We start from the raw sequence: 13,429 nt of genomic DNA, 5'->3' as shown, positions 1-13,429 counted from the left end.
CATTCCAGATTGTAATTCTCTGCATATAATTCATTAAAGTTGCTGGTTTTTTTGAATCAAGGGAAAATGTTGTGGAGAAAATGATTTTTTAACTCATATTTTGCTGGTTAAAGCATATTTAATTTTAGTTATAAATAAATCCATGTAAATCTGCCAGAATCTTTTAAAATCTGCGTGAAACACAACTGATTTATTTTTAATCTGCAGATTCTTAGATTGTTAAGTTAGAACGTGAATAAATTAATGAAAAAAAGATTTAACACATAGCGGTCTAGGTGTATTTTAAATAAGTGAAACGCCTTTTTTAAAAGTGTTAAATCTATGTGTTTAAAAATAATGACATGCAACGGGGGTTATTGCATAATTTTGTAATGCATGAAGTAACCGGATTCTTAATTATACGATGAGCAATATATTTTCTGACAACAGCCAAATAGGAGTAGTGCCTACTTTCTCTGATCTTGTACATAACAATTTCAGGGGAGAAATGAATGCGCTGTGCTGGTACAGAAATTTGGACGGCGATTTTAACGAAATTGTAGCCCAATTATCTCTAAAAGAAAATATAACCGAAGTTGATCCTGAAGACCTAATTGCACTACAACTCTCCCCAAAGGGAAATATAGCAAGGGAAATAATCTTGAACGATCTGCAATTATTAACTGATTTTGGCGCTTCGCCTTCTCTTAATTTACTCAAGTGTTACGAACGTGATGACGAATTCGATTTTATATCGACAGATGTGTATTCATTTCATGTTGATCGTTCGCCCATTGCAACAGATACTTTTTTATGTACCTATCACGGAGCGGTAAGCGATATTATTGCTAATACACAGGCAGAACAAAAAATCCTGATTCCGGAAATTCGGGCCAAACTAAAAGAGCTGCACGACGGACCAGAAGAAGAATTCGAAGACTTTCTGAAAGAAAATTATTTCGACTTGCATTATCAGGTGCATGCAGATGCAAAGCCTGTTAATTTAGGGTTAGGACATCTTTGGCGACTTGCCGTAGATCACCCAAAACAACAAGTATTGCCTTGTATTCATAGAGCTCCGGAAGAAAATGAAGGGGAATATCGGTTGTTGCTGATTTGCTAAAGGCAATTGTCCGGACAATGCAGTTGAAGAAGTTTTTTTTTAATTGTGTGTCAAAAAAATAAACGATTCCTCAAATCAATCTACTGGGAATTGTGTAACATCCTGCTGAAATTAAATACTTTAGAACATATTCTCATTTGTATCTTTAATTAGTATTTTAAAAACTATTATTTAATCTAAAAAAATAAGTTATGGCAGAAATTAAAATTGAGAAGAAAAAACCAATATGGCCATGGATTGCAGTATTGCTGATAATTGGAGGACTTATATACTACATTTTTGTAAAAGATCATGAAGCTAACAGTGAAAGCAGCATAGAAATCGAAAATAGTACAAGTGCACAATAACTGGAAAGTAGATAATATTATTTATAAAAAAATTATGGAAAATAAAGACAAAAACTTATACAGACTCGACGAACTATCTAATTATAAAATTGCTTCAAATTATTCTGATGTAAGAGGATGGACGATCGTAGATGCTGAAAACCGTACAATAGGCAAAATTGATAACCTTTGGGTTAATAAAGACATGCAGCGCGTGGTCTATCTGGATGTAAAACTAGATAAAAAGTTAATAGAGGACAACCGTAATGAGGTTCGTGATGTTATAGCAAACGACAGCGGAAAAGAGTTTGTTTATAAAGAAGGAGACAGTCATATTATCATACCCATTGGATCTGTAAACATAAATACAGACACCAAAATTGTCATGGCGAACGCTATAGGATATGACACCTTTAGAAGAACAAGCAGGTATAATATGGAGCAAAATTTTGACAGGGAATATGAAAGAAGAGTAATGAAGTCGTATTATCCTGAAAATGATCCCAACTATTATAGTGACGATGACGCTTTTTACAACCGCAGGGAATTTGACAACCACTAAATTTTACTGTACATGTAAATTGTATTTTGAGATTTAAAATCGATTAAAAAGACAAAAAAATCCCATTTTAAAATGGGATTTTTTTATGCTTTTACTGTAATCAGCTTAAAAAGGTTAGTTAGGTAACTTTATAGAACCAATAATTCCTATGCGCAACGATAGCACGGAAATTCTTTCCCTCCCCGTTTCTATATTAATAAATACTAATGTTAAGTCTATAGTCAAAAACTGGATTTTTTTTTTTAGATTTGTTAAGATATACTTTGCGGGCACGGATTACAAATCAGCGCGATCGGGTCATTTGATTTCTGCTTTAGATAAAAATGAATATGAAGACAAATCAGTAATTGCAAACATTAATTATTTAGTTGCTGAAATGGAAAGAAGAATTGGAAATTTTGATGAAGCAATAAAATATTATGATGTAGCAATTAACGATTCAAATAAGCAAGATTGGGTCGAAGAAGTAGCTAAGGAGCAAAAAGAATTAGCAGTAAAGAAAGATGAAAACAATACAATATAAAAGACATTTTTTAATAGCCATTAGTTTTTTATTGCTTGTGGGCTGTCAAAATACTACTGTGACGGCAATGGCGGAGCCGGCTTCTAAAAATATCGAAAAGACTTTGCCACAACAAGCAATAAAATTGGAAAAGCTTCACGATAGTAAGCCAGAAGATACTGAAGTTTATAGTACATCTGTGGTAGAAATTTTTCCAAAATATCCAGGTGGTATAAACAAGTTTTATGCTTTTATAAAGAAAAATTATGTTATACCACAAGAATTAATGGATGATGAAGCTTCTAGAGGAGGGATTTTTGTAAATATGATAATTGAAAAGGATGGAAGCTTATCTGCAATAAAAGTTCTTCGTGATTTTGGTTATGGTTCAGGTAAAGAATTAGGAAGGGTGATAAAATTATCCCCAAACTGGATTCCGGCAATCAAAGATGGAAATCCAGTAAGATGTTTATATAGTATTCCGTATTATGTTCAGTAATTATTGTCTTTCGAAAAGCATTTAATAAAGTAACACTGAAAGAATTTGAATTATTTCTGTCTCAAATCATAGAGCTTTCATTGTCTGTCTGTCCCGGAGATGCTGGCTCTGACCTGATGACGCCCTATATTCATTTAATCAAAATGCTCGATGCAGTAGCACTAATAAGAGAAAGGGGAGTAAAGAAAATCAGGAAAACGGATCAGATCGATGTTATAACTGGATAAGATATTACTTATATAATATTTTAGAATACAATAGTATATAATGGGAAAAAGGCATAAAAAAAGTCCCATTTCTAATGAAATGAGACTTTAATTTTGTGATCCCAGAGGTACGTTTCAAACTATTTTGAGCAGTTTAATGTACTGTTGGGCTTAAAAAAAAGTTGTTTCGGGCATTTTTGAATTAATGTTTACCATTTCCTTTCCCGTTTCCATTATGGTTTCCATTATCGTGCTTTCCATTGTCTTTTCCCTGTTTATTATTTCCTTTACCGGGTTTTTGACCAATTGTTTTTTGAGGCTGGCCTTTATAACCTTTTCCATATTTTACTTTATGGGTTTTAAAATTGTCATAAGGTCTGTCTCCTCTGTAATCAGTTAAGACTACTTTGTATTCGCTGTAAAGGTCATAATTTCTGTAAGCAGAAGGAAGTGATCTCGTTCTGACCCATCTTCCATTATTCAAATAAACATAATTTGATGTGTTTACATCATAATAGGTTTCAAGATCCGGCAGGTAATAATATCGAACATCTGTATAGCCAACCGGTCCCCATGCCGGTGGTGTACCTATATTAACATTTACAGATACCTGGGCATGAGAGTAGCTAAAAGAAAGGAACAGCACTCCGATCAAAAAATATTTTAAAGTTTTCATAATGTCAATTTTTAATGGTTATTTTTAGAATAAAACAAGAAACGTGCCTTAAATTTTTAATTTCTTATAAGGTGCTGATTATCTGTTGATTGTTTTTTTTTTTTTATTCCCCTTCCAAAGAAACTGCTTTCAAACGGTATATACAAAATAACGAATTGTTAGGGATCTTAATTTTTTTATTGGCTTAAGATTCGATTAAATTTTTAAATCAAACAAAAAATCAATTTTTTTTCTCTCCACAGATTTTAGAATTGATTCTGATATTAAATAATAGGAAAAAAACATAAAAAAAATCCCCTTTCGTTATGAAAGGGGATTTTGATTTTGTGATCTCTACAGACAAATTTCTATAAACTTTATATAAGATTTAAAGAGATTGGGTTTCCTGAATTAATTAATTCGGTTCTTTAGTCTCAATTTCGATACTCGGAGGCATCAGCTTGTACATCACAGGCGTTACAATTCTCGACAGAATAGTAGAGCTTATCAGTCCGCCGATAAGCACAATGGCCAGCGGTGCAATTAAAGGATTCGAATTCAAAGCCAGAGGAATAAGACCGCAGATTGCCGTTATAGACGTCAATACTACAGGCAAAAATCGGGTTTCTCCGGCAACCGCAATTGCGTCATCTATGGAGTATCCTTCCTGTCTGAGCTGATTGGTGAAATCTACCAGCAGCAGTGAATTTTTAACCTGAATACCCGACAGACCAATAAAACCAATAATAGCAACCAGTGACATAGGACTTCCGTTAATAAGTAATAATACGACCCCGCCTAAAATTCCCAATGGAATAATGGAAAGTACAATGATGATTCCTTTAAACGTTTTGAACTGCAATAGGAGTACAGCAACGAAAAGGAATGTGCTCAAAATAATTACCGAAAGGAAATTTCCTCCCAGCGCATCTCCTTCGGACTCTTTTTCACCTGACAATTTATAATAATACCCTTTTGGCATTTTTAGTTGATCAAGTTTAGGTACGATCTCTGTTAATAAATCATTGGCATAGTATCCTTTGTCTGATAATGCTGTAACCTTTGCAAAACGGGATTTATTGAAATGATTAATCGTTGTTGGCGAAGTTTCAAAAGAGATGTCTGCAATTTGGTTCAATGCAATTGGGGTTCCCTGAATATTATTGACATACAGATTTTTTAAAGCGTCCAGATCAGAAAATTTATCCCTGGGCAGTGTGAGAGTAACATTTCTGGCATCGCCTCTGTTATCGATATAATCGCCAACAGTTAATCCGGCTACAGCAAGACGTACTACTTTATCTGCCTCACTGGTCATCACGCCTAATGTTCTTGCTTTTTCTTTATTAATTTTTACTTTGACATCTGTTTTGTACGTGTTGAGTTCATTGTTAATATAAACTGTCCCTTTCTGATTTCGCAATATCGTTTCCACTTCAGAAGAAAGCTTACGCAGAAGGGCCGGATCTTCTCCAAAGAGCCTCACTACAATATTAGCTTCCAGAGGCGTTCCCTGCTCAAAATCTTTCACTTCGATTTTGGCATAAGGCATTGTCTTGAATTTTTCTCGGAGTCTTTCAATCAAAGCTGTTTTTTCGGTAGGTTTTGCTTCATCTTCCAACTGCACAAAAATCTGTGCAAAATCAGGTTTTCTGTCCTGCGGGTGTACATTGTAATAAATCTGTGGGTTTCCCTTGCCAACATTGGCGGTATAAAAGACAATTTCTTTATGGTTTTTCAGTTCGGCTTCGACCAGTTTTGTTACCCTGTCGCTTTCGGTCAGATTGGCCTGCAGCGGCATTTTTATGTTAATAAGAAACATTGGTTTCTCTGAAGTTGGGAATAACTTAAATCCGGTAGCCTTAAAAAGTCCAAAGGCGGTTATGCTCAATGCTATGGATATAGCAATTGTTGTTTTTGGAAACTGCAATGCTTTAGGCATAATCCTGCTGTAAGATCGTGTCAGGAATTTTTGCAGGTATTGAAGAAAAACATTCCCTTCGCCATGTTCGTGCGTTTTTAAAAATCGGCTTCCCAAAAACGGAACCAATGTCATTGCCACAATCATTGAGGCCAGAACACTCGTAATAATTGCCATAGGAAGACTTCTTATAAATTCACCTGAAACATCAGGAAGAAAAGCCAGTGGTAAAAAAGCAATAACAAGAGTAGCGGTACAGCCTACAACAGCAAGACCTATTTGTTTGGTACCTTTTAGAACAGCATCCATTTTAGAATGACCTTCACGAAGCCAGCGTTCGATGTTTTCGACCACCACAATACTGTCATCTACCAGAAGTCCTAAAGCCACCACCAAACCTACAATGCTTAACTGATTTAAGGAATAACCGAAGGCATTCATGACAATAAGCCCTAAAGCCAGTGAGAGCGGTATGGAGATCATTACAATCAATGAAGCTCTTGATCCTAATGGCAAAAGCGTAATGATCACCAGCACAATCGCAAGGGTAAAATCAAAGCCCAGATGTCCCAGACGCTGCGACACCATATTGGCCTGATCAAAGTTTTTAATCAGTTTTATATTTTGAGGCAGGTCTTTAGAGAATTCCTCTACTATTGGTAAAAATTCTTTTTGAACATCAGTTATATTTACGTTGTCTTTCATACCTACGGTAACCAGAACACAACGATGACCATTTATACGGGTAATATGATCTACTGTTTCAGATTTATAACCTACTTCGGCAACATCCTTCATATAGATTATTTTACCATTTGCATTGTAAATAACCGTATTGGCAACATCATCGGCATTTTTAAATTTACCGCTTGTCTTTACATTAAACACTTTACTGCCAAGATTGACGCTTCCTCCGGGAATATCGGCAGCTTCACTCTGAAGACTTCCTATTACAAGGTTTAATGGAATTTTTAACTGAGCAAGTTTATCCAGCTGCAGGTCAATTCTAATTTCCTGTTCCGGTATTCCGGCATATTTTACGTCTTTAAGGTTGGTGATTTTCTCCAGTTTTGTCTTCAATTCATCCGCCGCATCACGCAGTTTTTTATCTGATGCATTTTCTGAAATTAAGGCCACCTGAAGAATTTTTACATCTGAAGAGGCAATTTTTTCGGTTTTTATCAGGTAAATATCCTTAGGAAGTTCGCTGTTTTGCAGCGCATTCATTTCTGTAGAAATTTCCTGGTATTTATTATCTACATCAACCCCATACTTAAATTTTACCTGAAAGGCAGCTACGCCGTCTTCAACAGTGGTCAGGATTTTATCGATATTTTCGAGTCCGTAAATTTTATTTTCAATAGGTTTTACTACCTGTTCCTCCATATCCTTTGGACTGGTTCCGGGATAAATAACCGTAATGAGATATTGGGGCGGATGAGTAGAAGGATCTTCTGATCGTGGCATTGAAAACAGGGTCAGATACCCTACAACAGACACGAGAAGAAATATAATCAGTGTGAACTGATAGTTTTTAACGGCAAAGTTTGTAATCTTCATGGTGCGTATTATTTAATGATCTTAATCTTTGATTCTTCGTTCAGATAAGCGCTGTTTGAGATCACTATCTGATCTGTTTTCTCAAGTCCGTCTTTGATGTACACAATTTTGTTTTCAAATTTGTAAATGGTCACAGGCCGTCTTCTCACTTTGTTATTTTCAACTAAAAAAACAAAAGCCTTATTACCGTCTGCTTCAATAAGTGCGTCGTAAGGGATCGTGATTAAATCCTGAGCAGTATCGGCACGTATTTCGGCTTTGCCAAACATACCCACTGCAGGTTTACTGTTTTTCAGGTCCAGTTTTAATTCCACCTGAAAAGAACCCAGGGCCGCATCAGCAGACTGCGATTTTCTAAAAACCACAGCATCAAAGTTTTGATCAGGATAACCATCGAGAGTAACGGATGCTTTCTGGCCAATTTTAACCGTTGCCCATTCTTTATCTGTCAGTCCAATTTTTAACAGGTAATTATTGTTATGGGATGTTTCATTTATGGCTAAAATAGGGGAGCCGGGCCCTGTAACTTCGCCTTCATTGGCTATTTTTTGAGATACAAAACCATCTGCTGCCGCATATATTTTGGCATAACGGGCATTAAAAGCAATAGCATCTTTTTGTTTTCGGGCAATGTCAAGACCTGTTTTTGTATTTTGAAGCTGTTCTAAAGTATATACGCTGTCCTGGTAGAGATTTTTGGCTCGGGTATAATCCCTCTCGTATTTTTTTACATTTAAATCAGTCTGGTTCAAACCCGCACTGATTTCGGTTTCATCCAATGCGGCTAAAAGCTGTCCTTTTTTAAAGAAATGCCCTTCTTCGACATAAATGTGTTTTACGATACCACCAATTTTAAAGCTGTAATTGGCTGTGTTTTCTGTTGTGACTAAACCGGAAGCAGTGATGTTACTGGTAAGTGCTAAGGATCCGGCCGGTGCTGTTTTAATGGATACAATATCTGCAGTTTCAAATTGGTTACGCTCTTTCTTTTCTTCTTTACAAGCATAAAGAAGAGGAAAAGCAAAAAGACATATTACTATTGATTTTTTACTCACAAGCGTAAAATATTTTTTTTTGTGTTCGTGCCCCGCGTCTGAAAGGCGAACGGATGAATTAATCTTCGATTTCATAAGTGTTGTTTTTGGATTATTTTAAAGTAAAAGTGGCATTGGCTCTTTCTAATTCTGCATAGGCAATCCAGGAATTATAAAGAGATATATTCGTATTAAGCTGTGCATTTACCCATTGGTTCTGCGCATCCAGAAGTTCAATGTAGATGGCTTGTCCTTCTTTATATAATTTGGTTATGTCCTCATTATATTTTTTGGCCGCTGCTTTTTGATTTTTATCAGCATTAAATTGTTCCAAAGCAGATATTAAATTATTTCGGGTAACCTGAAACTGAAGCAACAGCTGCTGTTTTACATTATCAGTCTGTGAGTTTATTTTATTGGTTTCTTCCTGAACCTGCTTGAGCCTGTATTTGTTTTTGTTGCCTGAGAAAATAGTCCATTCTAAAGCGGCACCGGCAAAATAGTATCGGGATTGTTTATTCACTTCGAAATCAAAGTCCTGAAATCCGAAATCTGCAAAACCGCTCAATTTTGGGTACCAATACGATTGGGTGAGCTTACTGACATTGTCATTTATATCTTTTGCCATGGTAAGCTTTGAAAGTTCTTCTCTGCCTGAGGTGTTTTCCTGTACCAATGCACTAGGCAGGCTTTCTTTATCAGAATCAACCTCAATTTCGCTGTCAAGCTTTTGATTAATTAGAAAATTAAAATATGTTTTCGCATTATTACTGACTTGTTTGGCTGTTTCCAGATTTGCCCCGATACGAATTACTTCATTATCACTTCTAAGGACTGCCGTACGGTTTATCTTGTCATTTTTAAACAAAGACTGGTTAACCCTTTGATTTTCTTTTACCAATGCCAAAGCATCCTGATAAATATTAATTCCTTCAATGGACTGCAGGTATTTATAGTATGCGGTTTTTATTTCTTTAACCAGTTCCCTTTGGTAGATTTCAAGCTCTATTTTCTGTAAAGAAGTCTGCTGGCTTTTGATTCTCTTGTTATAAATAATTTCATAGTTCAGCAACGGCATTGTGGTGTGAATTTTAGCATCATAAAAATTATCCGGATTAATCAAAACTGACTGGTTCTGCAGAGAAGGGAAAGCATTTGAATTGGTTATCTGATTGAGTGTGCTGTATACAGGATTCAGTATATCCCCAATCGGGATATCAATTGTTCTTCCGCCATCGGCCTTAGTATAATTGGCATTCAACGAAACAGTAGGGTAGAACAGGGAACGGGCTTCCTGCAGGGCGTACAGACTTTTATTAATATCAAAATTATGCTGTTTGATTACCTCGTTGCTTTTTAATCCAGTCTGGATGTAATTATCGAGTTTGCTTTGGGAATATCCTATAAATCCAAAACAAAGAATGGTTAATGTAATTGCTTTTTTCATTTTATTGTACATTGTTTTTAAATTGAACGTTGTTCATTTTTTTGATCAAAAAAAGGTTTAAAGTTTCTTTATTATTTTTAAATATTCATTGTATCCATCAGAGAGGATAGTATCCGGGTTAGAAAATTTCACCCCTTTTGTTCTCTGGCGTATTTCCAGACAGCACATTCCGTGTACTAAACTCCAAATCATAAAGGATAATGCTTCTAATGAATGTCCTTCAAAATGCCCGTTGTCCATACATTCTTTCACGGTTTTCTTTAGAGCGCCAAAAGTGTCAGCTCCTTCATTCCATGCTTCTTTTTCAGTACTTTCAATAAATTCCATCGGTGCTTTAACGATGAACATGAGATCATACATTTCGGAATTTTCCATGGCAAATTTCAAATAGGTAAACCCCATTTTTCGAAGGCGTTCCATTGGATCTTTAATAGCGAACAATTCGGTGAAATACCCGCCTAGCTCCTGAAAACCAATAGAGTGCAGGTCATGAAGAATAGCATTTTTATCTTTAAAGTAAACATACACAGTTCCAACGCTGTAGTCAATCTCATCAGCGATATTTCGAATCGTAGTCTGTTCAATACCTCTCTCTAAAAAGAGTTTTTTAGCTCCTTTCAGGATCAGCATTTTTAAGGCTTCTTTTTCACGTGCTTTTCTTTCTGCTGTACTCATGCCGCAAAGGTATGTATATTTTTTGAACAGTGTTCATTTTTTAATGATAATTTTAAATTAGCTTACTTTTGATCCTTTTTGTTTCTCGTTTTCTTCTAAATAATTTAATTATTTGCTTTCAAAAAGAATAAGAATTAAGATTATAATGTTTTGAACAAGTTTGAATTTCTTAACTTTGTAAAATGAAAGAGAAGGTAATAAGAGAAGTGTCCAAGTTTAATAACGAACTGAAACTGCAGGGGTTTAAAGCATTTCAGATAGAAGATGACGGTGCCGAAACCAGAATGTACAGCAGAAAAGAATTTTATAAAATCTGTCTGACTACCGGGAAAAGCAAGATTCATTATTCTGATAAAACCTATGAGCAGGAAGGTACGATTCTCTTTTTTGGAAATCCGCACATTCCATATTCCTGGGAAACCATTTCTACCACTTATATTGGTTATACGATTTTATTTTCAGAAGAGTTTTTTAAAAACTCCGAACGTTCTGAAAGCCTGCAGCAATCTTCTTTTTTTAAAATTGGCGGAACACCCGTTTTAAAAATTACCGAAGAACAAAGAGGTTTTCTCAATACTATTTTTCAGAAAATGATTGAAGAACAAAAAAGTGATTATGTTTTTAAAGATGAGCTGATTCGCAATTATATCAGTCTTATTATACATGAATCTTTAAAGATGGAACCTGCTGAAAATTTCGAACAAAATAGCAATGCATCTTCCAGATTGTCATCTGTGTTTTTGGAATTACTAGAAAGACAGTTTCCAATTGAAACTACTTCCAGTCCACTTCAATTGAGAACAGCGCAACATTACGCACAACATTTGAATGTGCATGTCAATTACTTGAATCGAGCCATAAAAGAAGTTACCGGAAAATCGACAACAACCCATATTACTGAGCGAATTATAACAGAAGCCAAAGCGCTCTTACAACATACTGATTGGAGTGTTTCTGAAATTGGTTACGCACTTGGGTTTGATTATCCCACTTACTTCAATAATTTCTTCAAAAAGAATACCGGCACTAATCCTTCTGCATTTCGTTTGTCCGAAGTTTGAATTTCTTAATCTTTGGTTTGATAATCGTTACTTCCTTGCTTTAAGGCAGTCTTACCTTTGTATCTGATTATTTAATTCAAATAGTATGTCAGATTCAAACCTTATTTCCGATGCCGCACCATTTCAAAAAGATATTTTTGAGCGACTTTTAGCCGGTGAAATCATACTTCCTAACGATTCGCAAATGGGCAGATTGAGGGAAGAAGCATTTGCAGTGAAAGCATTACTGATTCAGATGAACAATGCTGTAAATCCTGAAGAAATCACGCAGATACTAAGCAGGATTTTAGATAAAGAACTACAGGATGTTGCCGTATTTACACCTCTCTATATCAATTGTGGAAAACACATTACAATTGGTAAAAACGTATTCATCAATTTTGACTGCACGTTTTTGGCATTGGGCGGAATTACCATTGAGGACGATGTTTTAATTGGCCCGAAAGTCAGTCTCATTACCGAAAATCATCCATTAAATCCACAGGAAAGAAAAGGATTAGCAGGTAAACCAATTCTCATCAAAAAAAATGCATGGATTGGTGCCAATGCTACAATTTTGCCTGGCGTAACAATTGGAGAAAATGCAGTTGTTGCAGCAGGAGCAGTAGTCTCTAAAGATGTTCCAGATAATACTGTCGTTGGCGGAATTCCCGCAAAATTCATTAAAAATATTCAACCTTAAAAGTGATGGTTATGAAATTGAAATGAAGTCGTAAAATTTGAAAATAATTAAAAATCAAATCATTATGAAAACTATAAAATCAAAAAATAAAATGAAAAAAACATTCGCAATTGCATTAGTATTCCTGATAACAGGGCAAATATTTTCACAAAAAGCACAATCAAATTTAGAAAAAATGAATACATCAAAAGAACATTATACATTTCAGCTTAGTGACAAAGTAACCCGTCAAAAAGTGAGTTTCAAAAATCGCTACGGCATTACTTTAAGCGGTGATTTATACCTTCCGAAAAATGCAGGAAACGAAAAATTGTCTGCATTAGCCATCAGCGGACCCTTTGGAGCAGTGAAACAGCAGTCATCCGGATTATATGCCAATCAAATGGCAGAACGCGGTTTTATAGCTTTGGCTTTCGACCCATCTTATACAGGAGAAAGTGGGGGCGAACCACGAAATCTTGCCTCTCCGGAAATCAATACTGAAGATTTTAGCGCCGTGGTTGATTTTTTAGGATTACAAAAAAAAGTCGATAGAAATAAAATTGGAATCATCGGTATTTGTGGTTTTGGCGGTTTTGCCTTAAATGCAACTGCTATTGATAAGCGGGTAAAAGCCGTTGCGACGACAAGTTTGTATGATATGACCAGAGTAATGTCAAAAGGCTATAATGATTCTGTAACTCCGGAACAAAGAACCAAAACATTGGAAACTTTGGGTGAGCAGCGTTGGAAAGATGCCGAAAAAGGAAAACCGGCAGCCGGACCAAGAAATTTACCGGAAGCATTGAAAGGCAATGAGCCACAATTTGTAAAAGAATATTTTGATTATTACAGAACGCCGCGTGGTTTTCAAGTCAATTCTGTGAATTCAAACGGAGCGTGGCTGGTAACCAATTCCATCTCGTTTATGAATATGCCAATACTAACTTATGTAAAAGAAATTTCACCACGTCCAATGCTTTTAATCGCGGGAGAAAATGCGCACTCAAGATATTTTAGTGAAGATATTTTTAAAGCGGCAAATGAACCAAAAGAATTGATAATTATCCCAAATGCAGTTCACGTTGATTTGTATGATAAAGTAGATGTGATTCCTTTTGATAAATTAGGAAGTTTCTTTAATGATAATTTATAGTAAAGATGTAATGATGAACAAGAACGCTCTCGAAAAGAGAGCATTCTTGTTTTTGTGGTGTT

The 13,429-nt window shown here is 35.5% G+C and carries 13 protein-coding genes; 8 read left to right on the top strand and 5 right to left on the bottom strand.

The window, feature by feature from the left end; all coding sequences use genetic code 11:
* Positions 1–403 precede the first annotated feature (403 nt).
* The 5 genes from B0A67_RS00735 to B0A67_RS00720 all read left to right on the top strand — a co-directional run bounded on the left by B0A67_RS00735 (position 404) and on the right by B0A67_RS00720 (position 2,991).
* Positions 404–1,102, top strand: a complete 699-nt coding sequence (locus tag B0A67_RS00735; RefSeq protein WP_072953603.1) for a DUF1826 domain-containing protein — start codon at positions 404–406, stop codon at positions 1,100–1,102.
* A gap of 191 nt (positions 1,103–1,293) precedes the next feature.
* Complete coding sequence (locus B0A67_RS24860; protein WP_207557287.1) at positions 1,294–1,449, top strand: hypothetical protein; 156 nt, start codon at positions 1,294–1,296, stop codon at positions 1,447–1,449.
* Between the two features lie 34 nt (positions 1,450–1,483).
* On the top strand, positions 1,484–1,990 hold the full coding sequence (locus B0A67_RS00730; protein WP_072954215.1) for a PRC-barrel domain-containing protein: 507 nt from the start codon (positions 1,484–1,486) through the stop codon (positions 1,988–1,990).
* A 148-nt stretch (positions 1,991–2,138) separates the two neighbouring features.
* Positions 2,139–2,513, top strand: coding sequence for a DUF2225 domain-containing protein (locus tag B0A67_RS24760; RefSeq protein ID WP_123887309.1), 375 nt, complete (start codon positions 2,139–2,141; stop codon positions 2,511–2,513).
* Positions 2,494–2,991: an energy transducer TonB gene (locus tag B0A67_RS00720; protein ID WP_072953599.1), complete on the top strand. Its 498-nt coding sequence runs from the start codon at positions 2,494–2,496 to the stop codon at positions 2,989–2,991. Before B0A67_RS24760 ends, B0A67_RS00720 begins: the two co-directional genes overlap by 20 nt.
* A gap of 408 nt (positions 2,992–3,399) precedes the next feature.
* Here the strand turns inward: B0A67_RS00720 and B0A67_RS00715 are convergent, their stop codons facing one another.
* The 5 genes from B0A67_RS00715 to B0A67_RS00695 all read right to left on the bottom strand — a co-directional run bounded on the left by B0A67_RS00715 (position 3,400) and on the right by B0A67_RS00695 (position 10,489).
* Positions 3,400–3,873, bottom strand: coding sequence for a hypothetical protein (locus tag B0A67_RS00715; protein WP_072953597.1), 474 nt, complete (start codon positions 3,871–3,873; stop codon positions 3,400–3,402).
* 394 nt (positions 3,874–4,267) lie between these two features.
* Positions 4,268–7,333, bottom strand: coding sequence for an efflux RND transporter permease subunit (locus B0A67_RS00710; RefSeq protein WP_072953595.1), 3,066 nt, complete (start codon positions 7,331–7,333; stop codon positions 4,268–4,270).
* An 8-nt stretch (positions 7,334–7,341) separates the two neighbouring features.
* Positions 7,342–8,463 carry an efflux RND transporter periplasmic adaptor subunit gene (locus B0A67_RS00705; protein ID WP_072953593.1) on the bottom strand — a complete coding sequence of 374 codons (1,122 nt, stop codon included), beginning with the start codon at positions 8,461–8,463 and terminating at the stop codon, positions 7,342–7,344.
* 16 nt (positions 8,464–8,479) lie between these two features.
* Positions 8,480–9,814 carry a TolC family protein gene (locus B0A67_RS00700; RefSeq protein ID WP_072953591.1) on the bottom strand — a complete coding sequence of 445 codons (1,335 nt, stop codon included), beginning with the start codon at positions 9,812–9,814 and terminating at the stop codon, positions 8,480–8,482.
* Positions 9,815–9,871: 57 nt separating this feature from the next.
* A complete protein-coding gene (locus B0A67_RS00695) occupies positions 9,872–10,489 on the bottom strand; it encodes a TetR/AcrR family transcriptional regulator (RefSeq protein ID WP_072953589.1) in 618 nt (205 codons plus the stop codon).
* Positions 10,490–10,671: 182 nt separating this feature from the next.
* On the opposite strand from B0A67_RS00695, the gene B0A67_RS00690 reads away from it, so the two are divergent.
* From B0A67_RS00690 to B0A67_RS00680, 3 genes are all read left to right on the top strand, one after another.
* Complete coding sequence (locus B0A67_RS00690; RefSeq protein ID WP_072953587.1) at positions 10,672–11,550, top strand: helix-turn-helix domain-containing protein; 879 nt, start codon at positions 10,672–10,674, stop codon at positions 11,548–11,550.
* Between the two features lie 85 nt (positions 11,551–11,635).
* Positions 11,636–12,232 (top strand): DapH/DapD/GlmU-related protein, encoded by a 597-nt coding sequence (locus B0A67_RS00685; protein WP_072953585.1) that lies wholly within the window; start codon positions 11,636–11,638, stop codon positions 12,230–12,232.
* A 91-nt stretch (positions 12,233–12,323) separates the two neighbouring features.
* A complete protein-coding gene (locus tag B0A67_RS00680; protein ID WP_072954212.1) occupies positions 12,324–13,367 on the top strand; it encodes an alpha/beta hydrolase in 1,044 nt (347 codons plus the stop codon).
* The last annotated feature ends 62 nt before the right edge of the window (positions 13,368–13,429 follow it).

This window comes from Flavobacterium aquidurense, assembly GCF_002217195.1.
GTDB classification, from domain to species: Bacteria; Bacteroidota; Bacteroidia; order Flavobacteriales; family Flavobacteriaceae; genus Flavobacterium; species Flavobacterium frigidimaris.
The sequence above is the reverse complement of the archived record's forward strand: the minus strand, read 5'-3'. Positions and strand labels throughout refer to the sequence as shown.

What these genes read in the sequence shown, in the direction of transcription:
- B0A67_RS24760 (WP_123887309.1), top strand. Translation starts at nt 2,139, where the DNA reads ATGCGCAACGATAGCACGGAAATTCTTTCCCTCCCCGTTTCTATATTA.
- B0A67_RS00710 (WP_072953595.1), bottom strand. Translation starts at nt 7,333, where the DNA reads ATGAAGATTACAAACTTTGCCGTTAAAAACTATCAGTTCACACTGATT.
- B0A67_RS00730 (WP_072954215.1), top strand. Translation starts at nt 1,484, where the DNA reads ATGGAAAATAAAGACAAAAACTTATACAGACTCGACGAACTATCTAAT.
- B0A67_RS00685 (WP_072953585.1), top strand. Translation starts at nt 11,636, where the DNA reads ATGTCAGATTCAAACCTTATTTCCGATGCCGCACCATTTCAAAAAGAT.
- B0A67_RS00715 (WP_072953597.1), bottom strand. Translation starts at nt 3,873, where the DNA reads ATGAAAACTTTAAAATATTTTTTGATCGGAGTGCTGTTCCTTTCTTTT.
- B0A67_RS00705 (WP_072953593.1), bottom strand. Translation starts at nt 8,463, where the DNA reads ATGAAATCGAAGATTAATTCATCCGTTCGCCTTTCAGACGCGGGGCAC.
- B0A67_RS00690 (WP_072953587.1), top strand. Translation starts at nt 10,672, where the DNA reads ATGAAAGAGAAGGTAATAAGAGAAGTGTCCAAGTTTAATAACGAACTG.
- B0A67_RS00735 (WP_072953603.1), top strand. Translation starts at nt 404, where the DNA reads ATGAGCAATATATTTTCTGACAACAGCCAAATAGGAGTAGTGCCTACT.
- B0A67_RS24860 (WP_207557287.1), top strand. Translation starts at nt 1,294, where the DNA reads ATGGCAGAAATTAAAATTGAGAAGAAAAAACCAATATGGCCATGGATT.
- B0A67_RS00720 (WP_072953599.1), top strand. Translation starts at nt 2,494, where the DNA reads ATGAAAACAATACAATATAAAAGACATTTTTTAATAGCCATTAGTTTT.
- B0A67_RS00680 (WP_072954212.1), top strand. Translation starts at nt 12,324, where the DNA reads ATGAAAAAAACATTCGCAATTGCATTAGTATTCCTGATAACAGGGCAA.
- B0A67_RS00695 (WP_072953589.1), bottom strand. Translation starts at nt 10,489, where the DNA reads ATGAGTACAGCAGAAAGAAAAGCACGTGAAAAAGAAGCCTTAAAAATG.
- B0A67_RS00700 (WP_072953591.1), bottom strand. Translation starts at nt 9,814, where the DNA reads ATGAAAAAAGCAATTACATTAACCATTCTTTGTTTTGGATTTATAGGA.